Annotated in this window: 20 protein-coding genes; 11 read left to right on the forward strand and 9 right to left on the reverse strand. The window is 71.9% G+C overall.

All coding sequences use genetic code 11. The features are described 5' to 3' along the window. Positions 1-7 precede the first annotated feature (7 nt). Positions 8-1162 (forward strand): glycosyltransferase family 4 protein, encoded by a 1155-nt coding sequence (locus tag PGB27_RS15730; protein ID WP_274201316.1) that lies wholly within the window; start codon positions 8-10, stop codon positions 1160-1162. On the opposite strand, the gene PGB27_RS15735 is transcribed toward PGB27_RS15730, so the two are convergent. Beyond that, a complete protein-coding gene (locus PGB27_RS15735) occupies positions 1102-2454 on the reverse strand; it encodes a glycosyltransferase family 2 protein (RefSeq protein WP_274201317.1) in 1353 nt (450 codons plus the stop codon). The genes PGB27_RS15730 and PGB27_RS15735 overlap by 61 nt on opposite strands. A gap of 46 nt (positions 2455-2500) precedes the next feature. Continuing rightward, on the reverse strand, positions 2501-3814 hold the full coding sequence (locus PGB27_RS15740; RefSeq protein ID WP_274201318.1) for a DUF7402 domain-containing protein: 1314 nt from the start codon (positions 3812-3814) through the stop codon (positions 2501-2503). A 316-nt stretch (positions 3815-4130) separates the two neighbouring features. On the opposite strand from PGB27_RS15740, the gene PGB27_RS15745 reads away from it, so the two are divergent. Both PGB27_RS15745 and PGB27_RS15750 read left to right on the forward strand, forming a co-directional pair. Further along, positions 4131-4595, forward strand: coding sequence for a hypothetical protein (locus PGB27_RS15745; RefSeq protein WP_274201319.1), 465 nt, complete (start codon positions 4131-4133; stop codon positions 4593-4595). Then, positions 4592-6478, forward strand: a complete 1887-nt coding sequence (locus PGB27_RS15750) for a hypothetical protein (RefSeq protein WP_274201320.1) — start codon at positions 4592-4594, stop codon at positions 6476-6478. Before PGB27_RS15745 ends, PGB27_RS15750 begins: the two co-directional genes overlap by 4 nt. Positions 6479-6486: 8 nt before the next feature. Here PGB27_RS15750 and PGB27_RS15755 read toward each other — a convergent pair whose 3' ends face one another. Next, on the reverse strand, positions 6487-7155 hold the full coding sequence (locus tag PGB27_RS15755) for a glycoside hydrolase family 16 protein (RefSeq protein WP_274201321.1): 669 nt from the start codon (positions 7153-7155) through the stop codon (positions 6487-6489). Positions 7156-7360: 205 nt separating this feature from the next. Between PGB27_RS15755 and PGB27_RS15760 the strand changes: the two genes are divergently transcribed. The 3 genes from PGB27_RS15760 to PGB27_RS15770 all read left to right on the forward strand — a co-directional run bounded on the left by PGB27_RS15760 (position 7361) and on the right by PGB27_RS15770 (position 10363). Continuing rightward, complete coding sequence (locus tag PGB27_RS15760; protein WP_274201322.1) at positions 7361-7960, forward strand: acyltransferase; 600 nt, start codon at positions 7361-7363, stop codon at positions 7958-7960. Between the two features lie 76 nt (positions 7961-8036). Next, positions 8037-8879 carry a beta-1,6-N-acetylglucosaminyltransferase gene (locus PGB27_RS15765; protein WP_274201323.1) on the forward strand — a complete coding sequence of 281 codons (843 nt, stop codon included), beginning with the start codon at positions 8037-8039 and terminating at the stop codon, positions 8877-8879. 89 nt (positions 8880-8968) lie between these two features. Further along, complete coding sequence (locus PGB27_RS15770; protein WP_274201491.1) at positions 8969-10363, forward strand: lipopolysaccharide biosynthesis protein; 1395 nt, start codon at positions 8969-8971, stop codon at positions 10361-10363. Between the two features lie 5 nt (positions 10364-10368). Here the strand turns inward: PGB27_RS15770 and PGB27_RS15775 are convergent, their stop codons facing one another. Then, the gene (locus tag PGB27_RS15775; protein WP_274201324.1) at positions 10369-10875 is read right to left on the reverse strand and encodes an SGNH/GDSL hydrolase family protein; all 507 of its coding nucleotides are present in this window, start codon (positions 10873-10875) and stop codon (positions 10369-10371) included. Between the two features lie 578 nt (positions 10876-11453). Here PGB27_RS15775 and PGB27_RS15780 point away from each other — a divergent pair. After that, on the forward strand, positions 11454-12683 hold the full coding sequence (locus PGB27_RS15780; protein WP_274201325.1) for an IS110 family RNA-guided transposase: 1230 nt from the start codon (positions 11454-11456) through the stop codon (positions 12681-12683). 4 nt (positions 12684-12687) lie between these two features. Here the strand turns inward: PGB27_RS15780 and PGB27_RS15785 are convergent, their stop codons facing one another. The 3 genes from PGB27_RS15785 to PGB27_RS15795 all read right to left on the reverse strand — a co-directional run bounded on the left by PGB27_RS15785 (position 12688) and on the right by PGB27_RS15795 (position 15233). Next, positions 12688-13572: an alpha/beta fold hydrolase gene (locus tag PGB27_RS15785; RefSeq protein ID WP_274201326.1), complete on the reverse strand. Its 885-nt coding sequence runs from the start codon at positions 13570-13572 to the stop codon at positions 12688-12690. 85 nt (positions 13573-13657) lie between these two features. Continuing rightward, entirely contained in the window at positions 13658-14614 is a 957-nt protein-coding gene (locus PGB27_RS15790; protein ID WP_274201327.1) for a PrsW family glutamic-type intramembrane protease, read from the reverse strand. A gap of 28 nt (positions 14615-14642) precedes the next feature. Next, positions 14643-15233 carry a zinc ribbon domain-containing protein gene (locus PGB27_RS15795; protein WP_274201328.1) on the reverse strand — a complete coding sequence of 197 codons (591 nt, stop codon included), beginning with the start codon at positions 15231-15233 and terminating at the stop codon, positions 14643-14645. 447 nt (positions 15234-15680) lie between these two features. On the opposite strand from PGB27_RS15795, the gene PGB27_RS15800 reads away from it, so the two are divergent. Further along, complete coding sequence (locus tag PGB27_RS15800; protein ID WP_274201329.1) at positions 15681-16343, forward strand: hypothetical protein; 663 nt, start codon at positions 15681-15683, stop codon at positions 16341-16343. Positions 16344-16565: 222 nt separating this feature from the next. On the opposite strand, the gene PGB27_RS15805 is transcribed toward PGB27_RS15800, so the two are convergent. Next, a complete protein-coding gene (locus tag PGB27_RS15805) occupies positions 16566-16697 on the reverse strand; it encodes a hypothetical protein (RefSeq protein ID WP_274201330.1) in 132 nt (43 codons plus the stop codon). 330 nt (positions 16698-17027) lie between these two features. Then, positions 17028-17879: a hypothetical protein gene (locus PGB27_RS15810; protein WP_274201331.1), complete on the reverse strand. Its 852-nt coding sequence runs from the start codon at positions 17877-17879 to the stop codon at positions 17028-17030. A 130-nt stretch (positions 17880-18009) separates the two neighbouring features. Here PGB27_RS15810 and PGB27_RS15815 point away from each other — a divergent pair, with 130 nt between their 5' ends. From PGB27_RS15815 to PGB27_RS15825, 3 genes are all read left to right on the forward strand, one after another. Continuing rightward, entirely contained in the window at positions 18010-21330 is a 3321-nt protein-coding gene (locus PGB27_RS15815; protein ID WP_274201332.1) for a BTAD domain-containing putative transcriptional regulator, read from the forward strand. Positions 21331-22113: 783 nt separating this feature from the next. Further along, on the forward strand, positions 22114-23418 hold the full coding sequence (locus PGB27_RS15820; protein ID WP_274201333.1) for a sugar transferase: 1305 nt from the start codon (positions 22114-22116) through the stop codon (positions 23416-23418). Positions 23419-23693: 275 nt separating this feature from the next. Further along, positions 23694-25022: an exopolysaccharide biosynthesis polyprenyl glycosylphosphotransferase gene (locus tag PGB27_RS15825; RefSeq protein ID WP_274201334.1), complete on the forward strand. Its 1329-nt coding sequence runs from the start codon at positions 23694-23696 to the stop codon at positions 25020-25022. Positions 25023-25102 lie beyond the last annotated feature (80 nt).

Genomic DNA, 25102 nt, shown 5'->3' on the forward strand with positions numbered 1-25102 from the left:
GTCGCGATTGCGCATCCTCACCCACTCCGCGTGGCTCGAGCCGGTCGGCGGGGTGGAGGTGTGCACGCTGCAGGACAGCCTCGGACTCCGCACTCGCGGGCACGCACTCGACGTCGTATATGGAGTCGACGGGCCATTCCGCGAGCAGTACGAGCAGGCGGATGTCGGGCTCTTCGGGCCCGCGCCGTTCCACTTCGATCCGCGACGGGCGCCGGGCCATCTGCGAAGCTTCCTCCCGGCCGTGCGTTGGGCGCGGGCGCGGCGCCCGGACGTGGTCTGGCTGAACCGCACCGAGCACCTCGTGTGGGGCCAGACGGTGTCACGCCTGACCGGGGCCCCTCTGGTGTGTCACCTGCACGTCCTTCCGGCCTATCGCCGGATGCGACTTTTCGGTCACGGTGTCGCGCACTTCGCGGCTGTCTCGGAGTTCGTCCGCGGGTCGTACCTCGAGCGGGGCGTCCCGCCCGAGCGCGTCAGCGTGCTGCCCAACGCCGTGCGGCGGTCCGACTACCCCGTGGGTGGTCGGACGGAGCGAGCCGTCGCCCGCCACCGGCTCGGCCTGCCGCAGGACGCACCCATCGTCCTCTGCTACGGGCAGATGACCCCGGAGAAGGGCGTCGCGACGCTCGTCCGCGCGTGGTCGGCGGTGCGGGCCCGACGTCCCGACGCGGTCCTGGTCCTGGTCGACGCTCTTGCGGCCAACGGTCAGCGGCCGTCTGACGGGCTCCTCCGAGGTCTCGATCCACGCGCGTACAGGCTCTTCGGCGCGAGCGGGGACGTCGTACCGTTCCTCCACGCCGCAGACCTGGTGGCGTTCCCGACGCTGCTGCCGGAGACCTTCGGGCGGGTAGTGATCGAGACCATGTCCAGCGGCCGCCCTGTGGTGGCGTCACGTGTCGGAGCCGTCCCCGAGATCCTCGGCGCCGAGATGGAGCACCTTCTCGTGGAGCCCGACGCCCCGGACGAGCTCGCCCGACGGCTGGAGTCGCTGCTGGACTGGAGGGTGACAGAGCCCGACCTCGGCGGCCGATGCTCGGCGTGGGTCGACCAGTGCTTCGCATTCGATGCGCATCTCGACGGACTCGAGGACATCTTCGCCCGTCACGCTCGCGGTCGTGCGGTATCAGCCCCGACCCGTGCCGCACGACGGCTGCGTAGGTAGGCGCCAGGGCCCCTGAGGTAGCCGGCGAGCTCACGGCGTGCGAGCTCCGGAGGAAATGTCCTCTCCCCGCCGGACGTCGCCCCGTCCAGCGCGTCCGGGGTCTGCGGTCGATGTCCGCGCAGGCGGGTGGTCGCGCCGCGGCCCAGTCGGACCGCCGCCTTCGGTACCTGCCCGACCAGCCCCAGGAGGTGGCCGCGGTCGTGCAGAACCAGTGACGTCAGCATGGCGGTGAAGCCCGTCCCGTACCCCGACATCTGGCGCAGGAGCTCGTCGTACTCGCGCCGGTGCTGATGGTGGACCGTCGCTGCCGGCTCGTAACCGATCCCGCGGCCGCGCCAAAGCACCGCGATCATCGCGGCCAGGTCCTCGCCGCCCCGTGCCGGCGTACCGGTGCCGAGGGCGAGGTCGAACAGGAGCGGGCCGTACAGAGCCGTGCGCCGGAACGCGATGTTGCAGCCGGCCCCACACGCTCCCGCTCCGTAGAGCGCGAACCGGCGCATCTCCCGCCCCTCGTCGTCACGAGCGACGACCGACGCCCGGGCCCAGGGCGGGCCGCCCGGACGCTTGACCCGGAATGACGTCGGGGCGAAGGTCCGCTCGCCCGAGAACCCGCCGTAGTACCGCTCGAACATCAACTGGGATGGCGTCTCGAGCTCGGAGGGCAGGACGAGGCCGCTGACCACGTCCTCGTCCGGGTGCTCGGCGAACCGTGTTCCGATCGCGCGGAGCCAGCCGGTATCGACGTGGACGTCGTCGTCGGTGAACGCCACCACATCGGCCGTGGTGGCCGCAACGCCGGCGTTCCGCGCGGCGGAGATCCCCGGTCGAGCCTCTCTGACGCACCGGACACGGGCGCGACCCGCGAGGGCCGCCGGTAACGGGTCGTCGTCGGGAATCGTTCGGCGGTTGTCGACGAGCACGACCTCGAACCGGTCGTACTCCACGGCAGCCAGCGCATCCAGACACGCGACGAGCTCGTCGGAGCGCTCGACGATGGTCGGGATCACGACGGCAATGCTCGGCAGCCGTCGTGATCCGGTAGACGGCCCCTGCGGGAACGGCTCCTCGTGGGCTTCCGCGATGAGCTGCTCCAGCGCGGCGCCGGCGTGGGCTGTCGCGTCACGACGAATATCCATCTCGTGGAGCGACAGCGGCCGCCCGCCACGGCGCAGAACGAACCACACCGTTCGGTAGCGCGCACGTAGGTCCTCGAGATCGGGTAGTCCCTGCTCGGTGTCGACAAGGACCACACCTACGGGTGTATCCGGCATCCCCGGCTCCTCCGGGCCCATGTTGTGGACATCGTGCGCATGATCGTGCCGCGTCCTCCTCATCTCGTCACCTGACCTCGATCTCGGCGAGGCCGATGTTGAGCGTTCCGGCGCTGACGTCGTCCGCGGTCAGGCGGAGGCTGGTGACGGTGCGGGCGGGGAAGGTCACGGTGGTGGCCGCGCCTGCGTTGTCCAGGGTGCCGACGGTGGTGGTGGTGCCGTCGGAGAAGCTCAGGGTGCCGCCGGTGACTTGGTCGGCGGGGTTGGGTCGGTCGTGGAGGACGACGCGGTCGATGGTGACCGGGGTGGGCCAGGTCAGCTCCAGCCACGCTCCGGCGCCCTCACCCGCGCTCGCCCATTCCTTGGTGTAGTCGCCGGGGTAGCCGTCGACGACGCCGTCGACCGCGCGCACGGCGATCTGCCCATCACGAGTGTTCTCCGACGACGCGTTCGCCGTCGCCAATCCGGCCACATTCCCGTTCTCGGGTGGGTTGGTGCTGTCGGACACCTCGTACTGGCGCGGCCACCACTTCTCCTCGGGACGCCCGGCGCACGCAGCGATGCTCCCGCACGTCTTCGAGTCGAAAGCGGCATAGGTCGTGAAGATTCGCGTCTTGGCGTCCAGGTCGGCGCCGGTGACATTCTCCGGCCGGCTCGCGATGGGGTAGCCCACATACCCGGTGAACGTGTGCTGCTGCGCGACGCGCTCCTGGGCGGCCTCGGCGAGGTAGCCGACTGTGTGGTGGTCACTGTGGTCGCCGTCACCGTACGAGCCGGCGTAGTCGAGGGTCTTGACGTCGGTGGCGCCGGCGGTCTCCATCAGTGCGGCGAGGGTGGCCACCAGCTGGTCCTGGGTGTAGGTCGCCGACCCGTTGACGGCACGAATGCTCGAGATCGCGCCGGTGTAGAGCTTCTGGAGGCTCTGAAAGCCGTAGCGGGACCCTCCGGCGCCATCTAGCCCCCCGTCGGGAAGGCGGAGGAAGACCAGCTCCAGGCCGGAGCGAGCGGCCAGCGATGAGGTGGCCACGCTGCGTCCAGAGACCGTCGTGGTCCCGTTGGACCACGCATTGTCGACCCCGGCCATCGCGGCGTACGCGGCACGAGCGCCGGACTCGCGCGACTGCCAGTACGCGGTGCCCTCGTTCGCGTCGCCTGCGGTGACGACGACGGTGGTGACACACCGTTCGCTCTGGACGTCGTGGATCAGGTCCGGGCTCTGGAACAGCAGGTCGTCGTCGGGATGGGCGATGACGTTGACGACGGAGCCGGCCGGGCAGTCCACGGCTCGCGCGGCGCCCACCAGGGGCCCGAGTAGCGCGAGCACGAGGATGCCGACACCCGCGACTGCGTACAGCGCAGCACGCGGCGCGCGACGTCTCATCGGCCGGACCTCCTCCAGAAATGTTCGACGGGTCATCGGCGTGAAGGCGCAGAACGTTATCACCGAGCGGCATACCTAAAAGTGATGAGAAGATGGTCGACGCTCCGTGCGCACACCATCACCGTCACGATCTCGCTTTCCGGAAGGGCTCGGGCTACGGTGATCCCGCCAATTCTCAGGTGGTCGACGGCGGGGCGGCGCCGACAATGCCGCGGACGACACCGGGCAGGTCGTGCGACACGCGGGGTCGCAAGGGGGAACAAGTCTTGATGTCCGACGACGCGCGTGCCAGCGCGCCTCTACGGGGTGTGTTCCCGTGATCGCGGCCTGGCTCTTCATCGACGTCCTGCTGGCCGGCGTCCTCGCCGCGCGGGTGCGGTGGCTGATGCGACGGCGCCTCGCGTCCACCGAGGCCCGCCCCGGTGATCGGCGGCGTGCAGCTGTCCTGCTCGGGCTCGCGGGTCTCGCGACCTGCGCGCCCGTCCTGGCGGTCACGCCGGCGGCTCCTCTCGTGGCGGTCGCGCTCCTCGTCGCCCCGGGCGCGGCCCTGGTGGCCTTCCGGCCCGGTGCCGACCTGCTCGACGACGTGGTGGTCGGCGTTGGGATCAGCGTCGCGGTCCTCGTGCTCGGCGGGGTCACGATGCTGGCTCTCGGGACGTGGAACGCCGAGATGTTCCTGGGCGTCCTCGCGTTCGTCGCCGTGCCGGCACTCGTGTGGCGCGGTGCGGCCCTTCTGCTGACCGGTCCCGGCACCGCGGACCGTTCGGGGGCGACGGCGTGACGAGCCTCATCCGGATGCGGGACGTCACCGCTGAACGGACGGCCGGGGATCGGGACGAGAATCTCAGCCCCGTCACGCCGTTCGGTCTCGACCCCGGGCGATCCCAATTGGTCCTCGTGGGCCTCGGGCTCGTGCTCTGGCTAATCTCCTTGACCCGGATCGACCTCCGGGGATTGGACGACCTGGGGCTCGTCTCCGTCCTCCCAGTCACATTCTTCGGTGCGCTGGCGCTGATCGCCACGGCGTTCGCGATCGGCCTCGCGGCGAACTCACGTCGGCGGCTGCTCGACCTGCACGTCCTGGCCCTGGTCGTCGTGCTCCATGCCACGTCGGCGTTCCTGTTCACGGCGCCCAAGTTCGGTTATGTCTACAAGCACCTCGCAGTGATCGACTTTATCCAGCAGTACGGGGTGGTCTACCGCGAAATCGACATCTATCAGAACTGGCCGGGCTTCTTCGCCGCGGCGGCGGTGCTGGCCGACCGGACCGGTGTCGACGCCCTGGCCTTCGCGAACTGGGCTCAGCCCTTCTTCGCCCTCGTGGCCGTCCTCGCTCTCCGCTACGTCTTCGGGGGTCTCACGAGAGACCACCGCCGGATCGCCGCCGGTCTGTGGGTGTTCGTGCTCGGCGCCTGGCTGCTCCCCACATACCTGTCTCCCCAGTCGATGGGCTACGTGCTCACACTGCTGGTCTTCGGTGTCGTTCTGCGACACCTGCGTCCTGAGTCGCGATCCGCACAGCCGTCGGGCCTCCCGCTGGCGGTGCCCGCGGCGATCGGGTCATGGTGGACGCCGCGGGGTCTGCTCGCGACGCTCCGCTCCGTCCCCCGCGACGAGCCGCAGGGTGACGCGCGACCGTTCCCTCGGGTCGTCGCGATCGTGGTTGTGCTCGCGCTGTCAGCGGCCGTCGTGGTCAGCCACCAGCTCAGCCCGTTCTTCCTCGTCCTGGGCCTGGCCGTCATGGTCGTAGTCCGACGCTGCGACGTGCGATGGCTGCCCGTGGCCGTCCTGGTGATGACGGTGATCCAGGTCTGGCTGTCGTGGGACTACGTCTCGACGCACCAGACCGTTGTGAGCTTTGATCTCTGGAACAACGTGCGGGGGGCGCAGTCCGGGAGCCCGAGCGCCGGGTCGGTGGGCCACCAGCTCGTCGGCACCACGGCCCGGGTGGTCAGCCTGCTGCTCGTGGTCGCCGCGGGAGTTGGGTGGTGGCGTGCCCGCCTCCGAGAGGCCTGGATCCTCGTCCTGGCCCTGACGCCCGTCCTCCTGGTACTGGTCCAGGGCTACGGTGGAGAAGGCATTTATCGCATCTTCAGCTTCATGTGCCCGTGGCTGGCGTTCCTGGCAGGCGGGCTCCTGCTCGCACCGGCGGCCGGGTTGCGGCGCCTGGTGGTCGTCGCCGGTACGAGCATGGTGGCGCTGTTGCTGCTCCTCGTCGCCGCGTTCGGGCTGGACCGGGTGAACGCCATCCAGCCGGAGGAGGTCGCCGCAGGTCGGTGGTTCGAGACCTACGCTCCGCCCGGAAGCGCGCTCACCCTCCTGAGCTCCAACTTCCCTGCGCCCCAGTCGGCCCGCTACACGCTCTACTACTCTGGCGGGGCGCAATGGGGCGCCGAGATCACGAGCAATCCGATGTTCGTCGGACGACGCCTCGGCCCGACCGAGGTCACGGAGATCGTGCAGTCGCTCAACGCGCTCCGGCAGCCGGGCCAGCACGTCTACCTCGCGTTGGGCCCGAGTCAGGTCGCCTTCGCGGAGAGCTACGGGTATGCCCCCGAAGGGTCTCTGACGCCGCTTTCCGCCCTGCTCATCGCGGACCCGCGCCTCCAGGTGGTGTTCCACGACGGCGACGCCTGGATCCTCGAGGTCGGGCCGAGCACATGACCAGGCCGTCAGGACCGGGAGCGGACGCGGACCCAGTCCACGTGCATGGCCGACGGCGCCGGCTCGGGGTTGATCTCCGGGAACCAGTCGAGCTGGATCGCCTGGTGCATCGGCTTCCGCGGGGAGCGCGAGGCATCGCGATCCTCGAACACGAGGCGCCCGTCGATGAAGGCGCGCACTCCCGAAGCGGTCCACTCCACGGCATAGACGTGCCAAGTGGTGATGTCGAGCGGGGTCGCCGACCGGACCCATGTGTTGGTCTCGCCGCCCGACAGGTAGTTGACCTGGGCCTCGTCGCCGTCGGCGCTCATCTCGGCGTAGTCGATCTCACCGCCGCCGGGCCAGTTGTTGTCGTCCGGCCACAGGAGGAGGACGGGGTGGTATCCCTGGTCCCCTCCGGTCTCGACCCGCATCCGGGCCTCCCACCGGCCGTAGAGCTGCCCGGGCCAGAGGGCGAGGCCGCCGGTCGTGCCCGACGAGTCGCCGCGGATGGTGAGAACTCCATCGCGCACCTCGATCTGCCCCGGGCTGCGGATGCCGTTGCCGTCGTGTCCGGCGCCGTCGTAGACGAGCCAGCGAGCCGTGTCGAGCGTCGGGCCGTCGAATTCGTCGCCCTGGATGACCGGGCCCCAGCCATGGGGCTCGCCATCGGCCACGTCCTCGGGCCCGTCGAGCATCCAGGTCGCGGCCGTGAGCGTGAGCGTGAGCGTCAGGACCGCGGCGAGGACGAGTACGCCGCGGGGGAGCCGCAACGGAGATCGGCCACGCATGGTGATCTCCTCCAACGCTCCCGCAAACGTGTGCGATCGAGTTTACGACTCGTCCACATCTTCCGAGCGCTCCGGGCAACCGAGCGTCTTGACCCGTCGAGGAGGGCTGATCGTGAAGAGAAGTGAGAAGGTCGCGGGGGTCCTGCGGATGCTGCGCGAGGACGGTGCCTGGACCGTCACCTACGGTCTCAGGTTCCTGGTGCTCAACAACATCGCCGGCAGTGTCCTCGTTCCGCGAGCGGCGCGCATGGCCCTGTACCGACTGATGGGGCTGGACGTACGCACCCCGGACATCGCGAGTGGTGCCACGATCATCGGGCGGGCACCGTTGCGGATCGGGCCAGGTACCTATGTCAATCGCCGTGCCTACATCGAGTTGGTCGCGCCCGTGACGCTCGGTGAGAGCGTCGGGCTCGGGATCGACGTGATGCTGGTGACCAGCGACCACCCGATCCTTGAGGACGGGACGTTCATGCGTTCGGCCATGGGCAGGTCGATCCTGATCGGGGACCGGTGCTGGATCTCGTCACGGGCCGTCGTGCTCCCCGGGGTCACGATCGGCGACGATGTCATCGTCGCGGCGGGCGCGGTCGTCACGCGGGACTGTGCACCGCGCGGGGTCTACGCCGGTGTGCCCGCCCGCCGCATCAAGGAGCGCGAGATCGCGTCCGAGACGCCAGAGGGCGGTCGCACCGTCTTGGCAGGGAGCTGAGGTGTCCCCGCCGACAGGTGAAGTGGGCGGTCCCGTCCCGGACCTCGCGTGTGTCGTTCTGACGCACACCGACCCCGTGCACACCCGCCGCTTGATCGAGGCCCTCGACCCGTTCCCGGTGTTCCTGCACTGCGACATTGCGACGTCGGCTTCGGCGTTCGAGGCGATGAAACGTGACCTACCCGAGCGCTGCCGCGTCCTGCCGAGGATGAACACCGGCTGGGCCAGGTGGGAGAACGTGGCGGCTGAGCTCATGGGATACCGCGTCGCTCTGGAGACGACCGACGCGACGCACGTCGCACTGCTCAGCGGCAGCGACTACCCGCTCGCCTCCACGGACGAGATCCGCTCCCTCCTAAGCCGCCATCTCGGGCGGTCGATCACCCTCACAACACCGATGCCCATAGCGGGGTGGGGGCGGGATGGTGGGCTATCGCGTCTGCGTTACCGGCACCGCGTGTGGCGCAAGCACATGCTGCGCTTGCCCTTTCCTCGGCGGCTGCCCCGTGACGTCGTGCCGTCCGGGGGGCCGCAGCACAAGATTCTCGCGCGTGCGCACGCCCGCCAGGTGGTGGACGTCGCCGCCCGGCGACCGGACCTCGTCGCCTTCTGGCGGGACAGCTGGGTGGCCGACGAGACATTCGTCCCGTCCGTCCTGAACAGCCCGGAGCTGGTGCCCTCTTGGGCAGACGAGCACGTCGCTGAGACGCTGTGGGCGATCGGGTGGGACGGCCGGCGGCGGAAGAGCCCGCCGTGGTTGACGACCGACCACCTCGACATCCTGGGACGCGCCCGAGCGGGGGAGATCGACGACGGCGTCCCGAAGTTCTTCGCCCGCAAGTTCTCGACCGACGTCGACACGCACGTCCTCGACCTGATCGACACGGTGTTCCGCGGAACCACGGTCCCGACGTCGTGACCGGGTCGGCCACGACCGCGAGTTCGGGTTCTGCGGCGGGACGGGCTCCTGCGGGTTCCGGTCTCTTCGGGCGCGGCCTGCTGTACGTGGTGGTCTGGTGCCTACAGGTTGTCGGGTCGACCCTTGTCTCCCCGGTGCTCGCGCACCTCCTTGGTCCCTCGGATTTCGGTGAGCTGTCATCCGCCATCGCCCTGCACCAGGTGCTGGTCATCGTCGCCGGCCTCGGCATCGATCAGGCCCTCGTACAGCAGCGGGCCGAGGACGGCGACGACCGGTCGGCCCGAAGACTGATCACGATCGGTACGGCGTTCGCCCTGCTCATGACGAGTGTCGCCGCTGTGACAGCCCCGGTGTGGAGCACCTTCCTGGGGTTTGCCGGGGTCTCGAGCCTGCTCGTCGCGACCCTCCTCTGGACCGTTCCCGCCGTCGCCGGTCAGATGATGCTGGCGCTACTGCTGAGCCAGGACCGCTTCCGACCTTTCGCGTTGGTGAGCCTGGTGGCTGCGGTTGGCGGGCAGGTCGTCGGGATCGGGCTCCTGGTCGGGCTCGCGCGGGACGCCGGCGTCTACGCCTGGGGCGGCGTCGTGAGCCAGTTCGCGGCGATGGCCCTCGGTATCGTCCTCACCAGGCCCGCATTTCGAGGCGTCGTCGACTCGGCTCTCGTCCGAAGGACGCTCGCTCTCGGGCTCCCACTGACGTTGAGCATGCTGTCGATGTTCGTGCTCAACATGGGCGATCGCGTCGTCATCCAGCGCATCCTCGGCCCGGCGGAGGTCGGGCGCTACCAGGTCGCTTACATCGTCGGCTACGTCGTGGTGATGCTCGTCGGGTTCACCAGTCAGGCATGGAGCCCCCGCATCGCGGGCATCGCCGACCGGGCACGCCGATGGGCTCTGCTGGGGCGTGCCCGCGACGAACTCTACGTCCTGCTCGCGCCGGTGATCCTGGGCGTCACCCTCGCCGCGCCCCTGCTGCTACGCATCGTGGCGCCCGAGAGCTTCCGGCCCGAGGGCCTCGTGGTGGTGGTCTTCCTCGTCGCGCTGTCGGCGTATCCGTTCGCTGCGAGCGGCGCGAGCGGTAGAGCCCTCGTCACCGAACGCCGCACGCGGCCGATCGCGGTCCTGACTGGGGTGGCCGCCGTCCTCAACATCGCGATCAACATCGCACTCCTGGACCGGTTCGGCATCGTCGCTGCCGCAGGCGGAACATTGGTCGCCTTCGCGATCCAGGCACTCCTCCAGCGGAGGGCCGTTCCCGGAATTGCGCCCCTGCCGCGTACGCCGTTGCCCGTGCTCCTGGGCATTGTGGTGGTCACCGCAGTCAGCGCCGCCTCGACTCAACTGCCGCAGACACCGACCTGGAACCTGGTCAAGTTCGCCCTGGCCGTTGCCTGCGTGCCCTACTTCGTGCTCCGCCTACGCCGCGCGCAGCGGTTGCCCGACGCCCGCGGAGCCGTCGATCCTCCGGCGGGTCCCCCGGACTGAGTCGATCACCCGAGGCGGTCCGCGACTGCGGCGGCCAGCATGGCATGGCCCTCGGGCGTGGGGTGCATGCCGTCCTCCTGCATCGGCAACCGCAGGTCCAACAAGGGTATGTACCGTCGATCGGCGCGGTCAGCTGCCTCGTGGAGGATGTCGTCGATCCTCTCGGCGCCCCCGACGCGAGGCAGCGTCACCGGCCCGAGGACGACGACCTCCGGAACGTCGGCCACAGCCTCAAGTAGCTGATCGGCGGCGGCCGCGAGCGCCGCGCTGTCCGTTTCGAGGTCGTTGAGGCTCCCCTGCACGACGATCGTGCGCGGCCCGTGGGCGAGCACCTCGGGGATGCGGTTGAGGTAGTAGGAGTCGCCGCACGGGCCACCAGACGTGAGTCCAGAGTTCCCGACGCCGTCGACGTAGGTCGTCCAATGTCGGGCGAGACCGAGCCGGGTCGCCCAACCCTCGGTGGCCGCATGCCGGAGGCCGTACCCGGCGGTGTAGGAGTCCCCCAGGACCACGACGGCCCGGTCGCCCTGGGTGACCGCGTAGGCAGGTCGCAATTCGTTGCCTTGCTCACGACTGAGCTGGCAACCGTCGGTGCTCCGGACGTCTGCCGGCCTCGTACACGAGGTGCTCCCGGCCAGGAGGACGAGCGTCACGAGAGTGGCGGTCAACCAGGAGCGATGACGTCCCCCACACGACATCTGCCCAGCTTTGCACGCTCAGCAGAGCCGGCTCCTGCTCCTCGCGTCGCGCGGGCAGCCGGGGCGCCCAGTGCTGCCGGTGGTCGACTGCCCCGCGCACGGCCGCTCGCGCCCGATCAACCGCCGCGATCAGAACTCCGTTGGCCCGCAGCCTAATGGGAGCGCACCGGCCGTCGTGCGGTTCGCTGGTGTCCGAGCCGCCGGTGGGGTGAGCACTGCAGGGGCCAGGCCTTTGAGGTCTAGGGCTAGATCGTGCCCCTCGTCGGTGGGCGAGGAGTTCGTAGGGGCTGGTGGGATGTCGTGCCCGGCCGACGCGCCGTGAGCACTGATCCATTAGGTCGCACCCGTTCTCCTCCAGACTCACCGGATCGGTGCGAGCGAAGGAGAGGCTGGTGCTGTTCGTCGGAGACGACTGGGCCGAGGATCATCACGACGTCGAGATCGTCGACCAGGCCGGGCAGCGGCTGGCGCGGCGGCGTCTTGACGAGGGAGCGGCCGGCCTCGCGGCGCTGCACGCGCTGATCGGCGACCATCTCGACCCGGACGCGGAGTCCGACCAGGTGCTGGTCGGAATCGAGACCGACCGCGGGCCGTGGGTGCAAGCCCTGCTCGCTGCGCGCTATGTCGTCTATGCGGTCAACCCGCTGCAGGCCGCCCGCTACCGGGAACGCCACGGGGCCTCGGGCGCGAAGAGCGATCCCGACGACGCGCACGTGCTGGCCGAGCTGGTGCGCCTGGACCGGGACCACCATCGCCCGATCGCCGGTGACTCGACGGTCGCCGAGCACGTCAAGGTCGTCGCCAGGGCCCATCAGTCGATGATCTGGTCGCGGCAACGACAGACCAACACGTTGCGTTCGATGCTGCGCGAGTACTACCCCGCTGCTCTGGCCGCGTTCGACGACCTCGCCGGGCGTGACGCTCTCGCGGTGCTCGCGCTGGCACCGACCCCGGCCCAGGGCCGGCGCTTACGCGGGGCGCAGGTCGAGAAGGCACTGCGCGCCGCCGGCCGCCAGCGCAACCTCTCCGCGGCCGCCCAGCGCATCGTGCAGACGCTGCGCGCCGAGCAGCTCGAGGCCCATCCCGGGGTGGTGGACGCCTACGCCGCGAGCGTGAAGGCACTGGTCGCGGTGATCGGCGAGCTCGCCCGCCAGTGCGAGGTCCTGCGAGGCGAGGTGCAGGCGGGTTTTGGGCGGCACCCGGACGCTGAGCTCTACCTGTCCCAGCCCGGGCTGGGATCAGTGCTCGCCGCCCGGGTGCTCGCCGAGTTCGGAGACGACCCCACCCGCTACGCCGACGCGCGGGCGCGCAAGAACTACTCCGGCATGGCCCCGGTCACTCGCGCCTCGGGCAAGACCCGGGTCGTGCTCGCCCGCCATGCCCGCAACCGGCGCCTGGCCGACGCGCTCTATCAGCAGGCCTTCGCCGCCCTGAACACCTCACCCGGCGCCAGGGCCTACTACGACGCTCACCGCGCCCGCGGCAACACCCACCACCAAGCCCTGCGAGCCCTCGCCAACCGGCTTGTTGGCATCCTGCACGGCTGCCTACGCCACCAACGTCCTTACGACGAGGCCACCGCATGGCACCTCGAGGACAACACCACCCCAGCCGCAGCTTGACCGCTTACGACCGTGGGATGTCTAGCCCCAGGTGCCCACGGAGCTCGGAGACCACGGCGTCCGGCGCCTCCTCGGGCAGGAAGTGCCCGGCGTCGAGCGGCCCGCCGCGCACGTCGTCGGCCCACTGCCGCCACACCGCGAGCGGGTCGTACCAACGGTGCACGGCCCCGGTCGCGCTCCACAGCGCGAGGACGGGGCAGCGCAGGTGATGGGCGCCGCGGTCGGCCTCGTCGTGCTCGACGTCGGCGGTGGCGGCGGCGCGGTACTGCTCGCAGATGGCGTGCACGCGGTCGGGGTCGCGGAAGGTCGCGGTGTAGCGCTCGCGCAGCCACGGGGAGAAGACGGACGGGTCGTCGGACCAGCTGTCGAGCATGTGGTCGACGAACGTGCCCGGCGCCCCGAGCACGAGCTGCTCGGGCACCGGCGCCGGCGCGGCGAGCATCGACCAGACCCAGTAGCCCAGCGCGAACTCGCGGTCGGCGCGGGCGAAGGCTTCGGCGGTCGGGACGACGTCGAGGACGGCGAGGCGGCGGACGTGGTCGGGGTGGTCGAGGGCCATCCGGTAGGCGCAGCGGGCGCCGCGGTCGTGGCCGGCGACGGCGAAGCGCTCGTGGCCCAGCGCCCGCATGACGGCGAGCTGCTCGGCGGCGAGGGCGCGCATGGAGTGGTCGCCGGAGGTCCCGACGCCGCTGGCGCCGTAGCCGCGCAGATCGGTGGTGACGACGGTGTGGTCGGCGGCGAGCGCGGGCGCGACGTGGCGCCACATCAGGTGGGTCTCGGGGATGCCGTGCAGGAGCAGCACCGGCGGCCCGGAGCCCCCGACACGCCCGTGCACGGTGGTGCCCCCGACGCGCACATCGACGACGTCGAAGCCGGGGAAGAGCGACACGCGAGGACCTCCTCCGGTGGACGAGGCCGCGAGGAGCTCCGAGGGACGCGGCGTCCAGCACGCCCTGAATCAGCCTAGGGCCGAGTCAGGTGCTGCTCCAGAACCGCGGGCCAGCGTGGATGCCGGCCGGAGCGCTGAGGGCGATCGGCGCGGTCGGTGGGTCGACGGCGGCGCCGTGGCGGTCATCCGGTGTCTTCGACATCAGGGGAGTGACGGCCGCGGGCCGCGACGCCACCAGCCCGACGCGCGCGTAGGCAACGAAGAGCAGCGCGCTGAGGGCATCGACGAGCACCCAGAGGACCGTGCCGTTCACCGGGTCCCAGTTGTTGAGGCCGTGCAGGAGCGCGGGGAACGCAATGCCCAGCCCCGCGAGTGCCAGGAAGGACCGCGGCTCTCGGTACTGGGCCGCCAGGCCCACGAAGTACCCGGCCATGCCGGCCCACACGGCGTGGACGACGGGCCCGGCGACGAAGCGCCACACGAGCACCATCGCGCCACCGCGGCCGAGGTCGCTGGGCATGTACTCGACGGCGTACTTCACGGCCTCGGCGGCGCCGAAGGCCAGTCCGCTGACGGCTCCGAGGAAAAGCGTGTCCCGAGGCACCAACACGCGGTGCCGATGCACGAAGACCAGCAGCACCACGGGCAGCGCCTTGGCGAGCTCCTCCGGGATGCCGACAGCCAGGACACTCTGGAACAGGTTCTCGGTCCCACCGCCCAGCAGCTGCTCGAGCCAGATGGCCAGCGGCATCTCGATCACGAGCGCGAGACCGACGACCTGCGCGAGCAGCGCACCGTGGACGTTGCGTGGACGCACCAGAACCCAGAGCACGAGGAACCACGCAGCCGCGAAATATGCCGCGAAGACGGTGGCCTCGCCACGGTGGGTGGAGTCGTCGAAGAGCACGAGCGCCAACGGCGGCGTCGCCACGAGCGCGACGAACAGCCACGTCGTCCAGGCCCGCAGGGCGGGGTGACGCAGCCAGGCGCGGAAGGGGAAGAGCACCGACAGGTCGGGCAGGCGCGGGGCGGGCGAGGTCATCGGGGTTCTCCGGGCTGCGGTGTCGGGCTCAGGAGCGGGGGACGGAGGCACCGGACGGGCCGGCGGTGTGGGAGAGGCGCTTGGCGTAGCAGTCGTCGGCGGCGAAGCCCTGCGCGTCGCACCACGCGTTGGCGCCCGCGGCGGTGGTGAAGCCCTGGCCGCTGATGACGACCCAGTAGTCGCTCTCGCGGTAGGTCGACCAGTCGCCCGACCACAGCAGCAGCGCGCCCGGGTAGGACGCCGCGAGTGCCTGGTAGTGCGCGTAGATCGAGGCGGAGTCGTAGGTGGTGCCGTTGTCGACGGTGCCGGCCCGCTTCGAGGACAGCTGCGGCACCCACATCCCGTCGAGGCTCTCCACCGAGGCGCTGCTGGCGTCGGCGGTTGCCTGCAGCGCGCTGCTCGAGCCGGAGGCCGGGCTCGGCGTGACGGTCGTGGTGCCGGGCGCGACGGTCACGGTGACCGGCGCGGGTGCCGGGGCGGCGGTGACGATCGGGGCGACGGTCGAGGCCGGGCGCAGCAGCACCACGGCGACGGCACCGACGATCGCGAGCACGACGACCGCGGCGGCCGCGACGATCCAGGGCGCCGACGAGGAGCGGGCGGGCACGGGCGCGGGCATCGGCGCTCCCGGCACCGACACGACCGGCTGCGGCTCACGCGGCGGCGGCGCCGTGACCGGACGCGGCGGCACCGTCATCAGCGGACGCGGCGGCACCGTCATCTGCGGACGCGGCGCCGGCCGCACGACCGGACGCGGCCCGCCCGCCCCCACCAGCACCGGCGCCGGACGCCGCGCTCCACAGGCCAGGCACATCGGCACGTCGGCGATCAGGTTCGCCCCACAGCCGCACCGCTCCACGTCATCCCCCGACGATCTCGAGGCCGCCCCGACGCGGCCCGCATGGCCACGACATCGCCGGGCACGTCGCGCCGTTACCGCTGGTCAGGACGATTCAGCTCGCGCCACCCGAACGAGTGGTCGGCCTGTAACGACCTCCCCGCCCCGTGCGACACCGCCGGCATCCGCACGCCACCGACGGCGTCGGAGACGTCGGGGGAGACCGAGATGAGCAGCGACACCGAGCCCCGTCCGCAGGCCGGGCCGCCCCGCGCGTCCGAGGACGCGCCGACCACGGCGATCCCGCGACCCACCGGCCCCTGGACGCCGTCGCCGGTCGTCCTCGGCCCGCCGCGCGGTCCTCACGGACCGCAGCCGATGTGGCAGGGCCGACCGCCGCTCTGGTCGGTGCCGCCCGCCGGACTCGGGACGGCCGCTCCCATGCCCACCCCGCCGGCTCGCTCGGGGATGCGCGCCGGGTGGGTCGTCATCGCGATCGTCGCGGCCATCGCTGCGGTCGCGCTCATCGGGACCGTGGCCGCGAACCGGACGATGACCGTCACCGGCTCGGTGACGATCTACGGCATGTACGGCGCCGTCTCGCCGGGCTCGTCGTGCTCGAACACCGCCGTCACCGGCATGCCGGTGACGATCCACGACGCGGCCGGTGATCTTGTCGGCACGGCCACGCTGACCGGTTACGGCACTGCCCGCAACACGTGGAGCTCGTACTCCTATGGCTACGCCGACAGCTGCCAGTACGCCTTCACGATGTCCGACGTCGCGGCGTCCGACCACTACCTCGTCAAGTCCGGCCGGAGCAACGGCGACGGCGTCGGCTTCACGCGCGAGGAGATCGAGAGCAACGGCGCCCACATCACCCTGCGGTAGCGGTACCCGCGTCCCGAGGACACGGATCAGCTTCTTTGCCACCGGCAGAGCGGGGCAACATTGCTGCTCAGCCCTGTCCGGCCATCCAGGACGCCACGGCTGCCACGAAGTCCTCGCGCTCGCCGGGTCGGGTCTTCCCGCCGGACCTGGTCGGCCGCGGCCTCCGACCGCAGGAATGCCAGGTCGTCGCCGATGGCACGGAGCAGGCGTTCGACCCGGACCTCATCGACCACGGCGCACGCTCTCGAGGAACTCCCGCCGGCTGCGCTCGATCCGGGGCAGCTCGTCGAGGTAGATCTTCCGCGTCGTGGCGGTCCAGCGCACCCGAGCTGGCGGGTCGTCGTCGAACAGCACGACGCCGTGCAATGCGATCCGCCCCGCGATCTCCAGGGAGCGGTGTCCAGGACCAGGAGGTCGACGTTCGCCGGGAGCAGGACCTCGAACGACGCGGGCGCCGCACCGCCCCACCACCCGGCGACGTCGACGTCGGAGTCGGGCTTCGCCGTGCCGTCCGCGCGGCTGCCGTGCACCAGCGCGAACCGAGCGCCCGCCTCCCGCAGGGCGGCCACGATCTCCTCCCGCAGCGGCGCAGGGACGGCGGTCACGGCGGCGAGTGTGGCATGCCTGCGTGTCGACCGAGTTCGTTCAACACCCCGCTCCACTGGTGTCCCCGCGGCCACGGGCTCACGACCCCTTCCCCACCCTCCGGATCGTGTCCCGCCCGAAGGCCTGCCACAGCATCCGCGGCGTCACGAGCGCGTAGGGGATGGCCGCGTGCGGGTCGACGATCGCCGGCAGGGGCCGGGGCTCGGCGAGGGGCTCCGGGGCGCTGGGGCCCCCGGTGACGTGACGCAGGGCGACCGCGGCCGAGGACGCGATGGCGCCCGCGGCGTGGTGGAGGAACCCGCGGTCCTCGCGGGCGAGCACGCCGAGCAGGCGCGCCAGGGCCCGTCGGCGGGGCTCGTCGAGGCCGTTGACCACCCGGGCGACGGCCGACGTCACCCGCCCCGACCACCGCACCCGCGCGAGGTCGCCGATCCCGCTGACCGCCACGTCCGGCGGCGTCATCTCCGCGCGCGTGAAGGGGCGACCGTACGCCGTGGCCGCGAGCTCGGCGCAGTAGTAGCTCGGCGCCTCGTCCGAGGCGGCCCAGACCTCGGCGACGCGGCGGGCGGCGGCGAAGAGGCGCTCGGCGCGGTCGTGGTCGGACGACTGCAGCTCGATGGAGCGCAGCGCCGCCGCGACCGTCACGAGCTTGACCACCGAGAACGACGCCGCCTCGCCGCGGCGGGGGCGGAAGCGGGCGAGGTGGTCGAGCGCCCGGGACCGCAGGTCGTCGGGCATGGCGACCGTGTAGAGGTCGCGATGGGGCCGGAACTTCTCGAACGCGTCCCAGCGCACGCCGCCGAGCTCGACGCTGCCGGGGAGCCGGCGGGTGAGGGCGCTGGCGAGGTGGGTGGCCGGTCCGTCGCGACCGTCGACGCGCACGGCGATCCCCGAGTGGGAGAAGCACGTGCCGTCGAGCAGCTGCATCATCCGGCCGAGGGGCTCGCCGGGAATCTGGGTGACCAGGAGTAGGTCACCGGGACGAACATCTCGTGGATCCGTGACCCCGAGGGCCGTAACCTTCGAGGCTCCCGTCACGGACCGTGCTGATGGAGGGACAATGTCGATCTCGCCGGCGCCGGAGCTCCGCATCCGGGTGTTCGGCGAGGTCAGCATCGAGGGCGCCTCCGGGGCGGTCGGTCACCCGGGGCGCCGGCTACGGACCCTCCTGGCCGTGCTCGCCGCGGCCTGCCGGGGCACCGTCGCGGTGCCCGCACTCATCGACGAGATCTGGGGCGCCGACCTCCCCGAGCGGCCGGACGCTGCGCTGCAGGTGCTGGTCAGCCGCCTGCGTCGGGAGGCGCCGGACCCCGACTCCCGCCTGCCGATCCCGCCCATCGGCGAGACCTACCGCCTCGACCTCCCCCGCGAGGCCGTCGACCTGCACCGCTTCCACGACGCCGCCGCGGGCGCCCTGGCCCCGGACGCCGATCGCGCCACCGTCCTCGAGAACGGCCGCCGAGCCCTGACGACCTGGCGCGGCGAGCCGTTCGCCGGCACCCCGGTCGGGCCGCGCCTGGACGCCGAGCGCACCCGCGCCCTCGATCGCCGGCTGCGGCTCCTCGAGCGCCTGGGCGCCACGCTGCTCGACCTCGACCGGCCCGACGAGGCCGTCGACCTCGTGCTCGCCGACCTCTCCGCCGACCGCTCCCACGAGCGCCTCGCGGTCGTCGCCGCCTCCGGGCTGCACCGCCAGGGGCACACCACCGAGGCCCTCGAGGTCCTCGCCGCCACGCGCCGGACCCTGCGCGACGAGTACGACGTCGACCCCGGCCCGGAGATCGAGGACCTCGCCCGCCGCCTCCAGACGCCCGCTCCACAAAGCCGGCCGAGACCCACCCTCCTCGGCCGCGAGGACGAGCTCGGCGTCGTCCGCTCCCTGCTCGAGACGCCGGGCAGCGGCGCGGTCCTGCTCGTCACCGGCGAGGCCGGCATCGGCAAGACCGCCCTCCTGACCGCCGCGCGCGCCGAGGCCCGGGCGCACGGGGTGGTCGTCGGCGGCGGGACCTGCGACGCCGACGCGCCGCCGTGGTCCGCCTGGGCCGAAGCGCTCGCCGACCTCGGCGCCGACCCCGTCCACCCCGGGGACCCCGCCCCCGGCCGCGCGCTGCGGGATCGTCTCGCCGCCCGGCGCTGCCCGGTGCTCGTGACGATCGACGACGCCCACCTGGCCGACTCGGTCACCCTCGCCGCACTGCGCGGACTCGCCCGCGCCGGCCTGCCCGTCGGCGTCGTCGTGCTCGTCGCCGGCCGCGAGCCCGACGCCGAGGTCCACCCCGCCTGGGGCGCGACCCACGCCGAGCTCGCGCTCCTCGAGGACGTCCGCGACCTGCGCCTGCCCGAGCTCCCGCGCGCCACGGTGCGGGGCCTCGTCGTCCGGGACCTGTCCGGGCTCGCGCCCGACGGCGCGGAGCGGGTCGCGGCGGCGCTGTGGGAACGCACGCACGGGCACGCCCTGCACGTCGCGGCGCTGATCGAGACGCTCTCCGGTCTCGACGAGCCCGACGGGGAGAAGGCGTGCGACGAGCTCGCCACCGTCATCCCCGGGCGCCTGCGTCCGCTGCTGTCCCACCAGCTCGCCGGGCTGGCGCCCGCCGCGCGGGACGCCCTGGAGGGGCTGGCGGTGCTCGCCCCGCTCTCGCTCGCCGAGCTCGGGACGGTCGTCGGCGGCACGCCGCGGACGCTGTCGACGCTGCTGCGGGCGGCCGCCGACCGGGGCCTGCTGGCGGCCACCGCGGACGGCTTCGCCTTCCGGCACGCCCTGACCCGGGACGCGGTGCTCGACGCCGTCCCCCCGGCGACCGCGCAGGCGCTGCACCACGCCCGGTACGAGGTGCTGGTCGCGGCCGGGGACGCCGAGCCCTTCACGCTGCTGCGCCACGCCGCGGGCGCGGGCCCGCTGGTCGAGGCGCGGGATCTGGGCGACGCCCGGCTCGCGGCGGGCATCGCGGCGTACGGCCAGGGCGCGCTCGACGAAGCCCTCGCGCAGCTCGACGCGGTGCTCGAGACCTCGTGGCCGAGCACGCTCGCCCTGCACCGGGGGCTCGTCCTCGAGGCCCTCGGGCGGCACGAGGAGGCCGACGAGGTGCTCGACGAGGTCGTCGAGCAGGCTGCCGCACTCGCCGCGGTCGACGAGGGCGAGCCCGCGGCGCACCGACGCGAGATCGACGACGCGGTCGTCGCCGCCGTGGGTCACGACGCCATGGGCATCAGCGTGGCCGGACGCCCCCGACGCGCCCGGCGCCTTCGGCGTACCCGCGGGCTGCCGCTGTCGAACCGCCAACGGGCCGAGGTCCTGCGCAGCCTCATCCTCGAGGAGGAGCAGCTCCACGGGGACGTCGGCGACCCCACCGCCCTGCCCGAGCTGCTCGCCCTCGCCGCCAGAGGGTTCGACGACCGGCGCCTGCTCGCCGGCGTCCGGGTCCTCGAGGCCAACCACCTCGTCGACGCGCCCGTCCCCGCCACCCAGCGGCTCGCCGTCTGCGAGCAGGCCTGCAGCCTCGCCGCCGAGGCCGGAGACGACGCCGTCTGGTTCGAGGCGGAGGAGCTGCGCATCGCCGCCCTGCTCGCCACCGGGCGCCAGGACGAGGCCCTCGCCGCGCGCCGCGACCTCGAGCCGCTCGCCGTCGACCGCCACCGTCCGCGGACGATGTGGATGGTCTCCCTGCTCGACGCCGGCCTCGCCCTCGCGCGCGGGGACACCGTCGAGGCCGACGAGGCCGCGCTCGCGGCGATGACGCGCGGCCAGGAGCTCGGGCTCCCCGACGCCGTCGGCGCCTACGGGGTGCACCTGCTCGTCCGGCACCTGCTCGGCGGCACGCTGCCCTCGCTCCAGGGCCTGCCCGCCGGCGCGGCGACGATGTATCCGCTGGTCGCAGCCTGGTCCGCGGCCGCCGCGGTCGACGCCGCCGTGGGGGAGGACCTCACCGGCGCCGCCGCCCACCTCGCCGACTGGCACCGCAAACGGGAGGGACGCGCCGGCGCGCTGTTCGACCGGCCCGGCCTCTGCCTCGCCGCGTGCGCGGCCTTCGCGCTCGGCGACGTCCCGACCGCCGAGGTCGTCCGCCGCGACCTGCCGCCCGACCCCGGCGCGGTGGTGGTGGTCGGCATCGGCTCGGCCACCTTCGGGCCGATCGCGCTCTACCAGGGGCTCGCCGCCGCCGTGCTCGGCGAGCGCGCCGAGGCCCGCAAGCTCCTTGCCCAGGCCGCGGCCGTCGCCGACGGCCTCGGCTGGGCGCCCTGGGCCGAGGCCGCCCGCACCTTCAACCGCGTCGTGCGCAGCCACGGCGGGGGAGGAGCGGGGCGTCCGACAGCAGACCCCAGGGTCCCCCCGACCCTGCCGCCGGACGCCCGTCCGCTCGGGCTGCTCCCGCCGTCCTGACGCACCCCCCTCGTCAGGACGACGGTCGCGATCACCCGTGGCCCCGGACCCCGAGTGGAGGCCGGCCGCGTGGGTCCGCGAGATCGACACTGCCTCGCCTCCTCCGCCGCCCAGGCCCCGAGGTCCGTGACGCAGAGCAAATCCCGTCTCGCTTTCACGGACCTTTCGGGCTGCGCCGGACGGGACGGCGAGGACTCGGCCGAACGGCCCCATCAATCCACCGTGCCGAGGCGTGTCACGGCCTTCGTGCGGCCGCCCGTGCTAGATGCCCCATCACCCATTGGAGGGGTACGAGGAGATCGTCCTGGCCCTGATCGTCGAGGCTCGGAGCGTTACTCGAACGCGATGCGACCTAGACCACATGGCGCTGAACGGGTGAATAGACGTCATAAGGAGCGGCGCGTCGTCACGACACGCCGTGAAAGCCGAATGCTCAGTGTGTAACGGCCCGGCCAAGGTCACGCGATAGCGGGACAACAGCGCCGGGTTCGAAGTTCAACAAAGAGCTCCCCCCGGCGTGGCAGTCGGCCGGACGGCCTCTCACCGTCCGTCGTCAACCGGGGGGACCGCGAAGTGAGCAGTGGCGTCGACATAGCGGAATCGATCGAGTCGGCCGTCCGCCGACCCCTTCCTCGCACGCAGCGTGACCAGCTGTCCGTCGTGCGGGAGCGCCCGCTCACTCTGGTCCCGGCGCAGCGGCCGATCTCCTCGATCACCCCGCAGCCTCTGCCCGCTGCTCGCCCACTGGTCGGCATCCGGGCGGGGCACGGGATCGCTGCGTGGATGGTCGTCCCGCCGGTCGACGGCGTCATGCTGCTGCTACCCCTGCTCTGGGCTCCGCTGAACACCAAGGCGATCTTGCTCATGGCCGCGGTCGCGATGGTCGTCCTCAACGGCACGGGCCGCTTCCGCGCTCGCCTGCACCTCAGCGTGCTGGACGAGCTCCCCTCCCTGGTCGGCCGCCTGCTGACGGCTGCGGCCATCGTCGGCACGCTCTTCGCCCTGTGGAACACGCAGCAGGAGGTCGCGCCCTTCCTCGCGATGATGCTGGGCACCGTCGGCCTGGTCATCGCCGGCCGCGTCGTGACGACGCAGCTCATCCTCACGGCGCGCAAGCGTCGGGTGGTCGCCCACCCGACGATCATCATCGGCGGCGGCGCCCGCGCCGCGGAGATGGCGACGCTGCTGCAGCGCTACCCGCAGTACGGCCTCGCGCCCGTCGGTTTCGTCGACGACGGCCTCACGTGCCCCGCCACGGCGGTGCTGCCCCGACTCGGGCGTGTCGACGACCTGGACCTGGCGGTGGCCGCATCCGGCGCCGACGTGATCCTCATGGCCGACGGTGACGTCTCCGAGGCCGAGCTCCTCGACGTCGTGCGCCGTCCCGACTGCCTCGACTGCGACCTGCTGGTCATCCCGCGGCTGCCGCAGTTCCACACTCAGGCCGGAGTGGTCGATCACATCGGCTCGGTGCCGGTGATGCGCATCCGTACCCCGAAGCTCGAGGGGCCGGCCTGGGCCGTGAAGCGAGCGTTCGACATCGTCGTCAGCGGCTTCCTGCTCCTGCTGCTGGCGCCAGTGATGACGGCCTGCGCGATCGCCGTGCGCTGGGAGGGCGGCCCGGGCGTGATCTTCCGGCAGGACCGGGTGGGCCGTGACGGCCGGCTCTTCTCCTGCCTGAAGTTCCGCTCGATGAAGCCCGCGACGTCGGCGGAATCGGCCACGCAGTGGAATATCGCCAACGACCACCGCGTGGGGCCGGTGGGCAAGGTCCTCCGTCGCTCGTCGCTCGATGAGCTCCCCCAGCTGTGGAGCATCCTCAAGGGCGACATGACCCTGGTCGGCCCGCGTCCCGAGCGCCCCCACTTCGTCAGCAAGTTCTCGACGGAGATCGAGCGCTACGACCACCGCCACCGCGTCCGCGCCGGGCTCACGGGCCTGGCTCAGGTCAGCGGCCTGCGTGGTGACACCCCGATCACCGACCGGGCCCGGTTCGACAACTACTACATCGAGAACTGGTCGCTCTGGCTCGACGCCAAGGTCCTCCTGCGGACCTTCGGCGAGGTGCTCTTCGCCAGGGGCCGCTGATCCCGGCCGCCCCGTCGGGCTGCCCGCTCCTCCTCGAGGCGGAGCGGGCAGACCGTCCCCCCTTCGAGCGATCGTCGGTGTGGTCCCTACCCTCGGTGGCCTACCGTCCGGGACCGACATCCCGAAGGGGGTCACGGAGTGGTCTCGGACTGATCGGGGAATGTAACTGCCCGCAGTCTCGACGAGCCGGCCCGCCGCCGTGCACGTCTCGTCGCGGCTCGGGGGTTGGGGGCGCCTTCGCGGGCGCTCAGCAGGCGGACATGGGGGGTCTTGCCGTGGGGAATCGGTCCGGTGCGCTCGCCGCGCGCTGGTGGGGGGACGACGCACCCGCCACGCACCTGCACAGCGTGCGGGAGTCCGAGTACCTAGGAGCGCAGCCGCCGAGGAACCCGAAGCCGCTCGCCGGCACCCGGTCGGCCCGCGGCCTCGAGGCATGGATGCTCGTCGTCCCGGTCGACGCGGCCACGCTGCTCGCGCCGGTGCTCTGGGCCCCCCACGCCTTCCCGGCCCTCACGGCCCTGTCGGTCGTGTCGATCGGCCTGCTCGTCGGCCGCGGCCGTTACCGGGCCAAGCTCCACCTCTCCGTGCTCGACGAGCTCCCGGGTCTCGTCTCGCGAGGTCTCATCGCGACAGCGATCGTGGCTCTCGCGTTCGTCCTGCGGCACGACGCAATCGCTGCCATCGACTTCCTCGGCCTCGCCGCCACCAGCATCGGACTCCTCGTCGCCGGCCGGTTCGTCACCACGGCCGTCATCCTCAACGCGCGTCGGCGCGTCGTCGTCGCGCACCGCACCGTCCTCATCGGCGGCGGCGAGCTCGCGGCCGAGATGGCCACGCTGCTCGAGCGGTACCCGCGCTACGGCCTCTCGGTGGCTGGCTTCGTCGACGACGGCGACCGCTGCGACGCGTCCTTCGTCACGTCGCATCTCGGAGCCATTGACGACCTCGAACTGGTGGTCGCGGCCAACGACATCGAGGTTCTGCTGGTCACGGAGGGCAAGTTCGACGAGCTCCAGCTCCTCGACTACGTCCGCAAGCCCGACTGCGCGTCCTGCGACCTGCTCGTGGTGCCGCGGCTGCACGCCTTCCACACTCAGACTGGCCTCTCCGACCACGTCGGATCGATCCCGGTGATGCGGATCCGCAACCCGTCACTGTCCGGCGTCGCTTGGCGCATCAAGCGAGCCTTCGACGTGGTGGTGTGCGCTGCGGCCCTGCTGCTCCTGTCGCCGGTCCTCCTGGCGTGCGCCCTCGCTGTAAGACTCGAGGGCGGTCCGGGGATCATCTTTCATCAGGAGCGCGTGGGCCGCGACGGCCGAACCTTCGAGTGTTTGAAGTTCCGGTCGATGAAGCCGACCACGCAAACCGAATCGGCGACGCAGTGGAACATCGGAACGGACAAGCGTGTCGGGCCGATCGGAAAGATCATCCGGCGGACCTCGCTCGACGAGCTCCCGCAGCTGTGGAACATTTTGCGTGGTGACATGACCCTCGTTGGCCCACGCCCGGAACGGCCACACTTCGTGGAGAAATTCTCGGCCGAGTACACGCGGTATGCCTATCGGCACCGCGTCCCTTCCGGCCTGACTGGGCTCGCACAGTAAGTGGATTACGCGGAGATACTCCAATATCTGATCGCGCGCGATTTGACAACTACTACCATCAAGAACTGGTCGTTGTGGCT

The sequence above is a fragment of the Actinomycetospora lemnae genome (genome assembly GCF_028737315.1).
Lineage (GTDB): Bacteria > Actinomycetota > Actinomycetes > Mycobacteriales > Pseudonocardiaceae > Actinomycetospora > Actinomycetospora lemnae.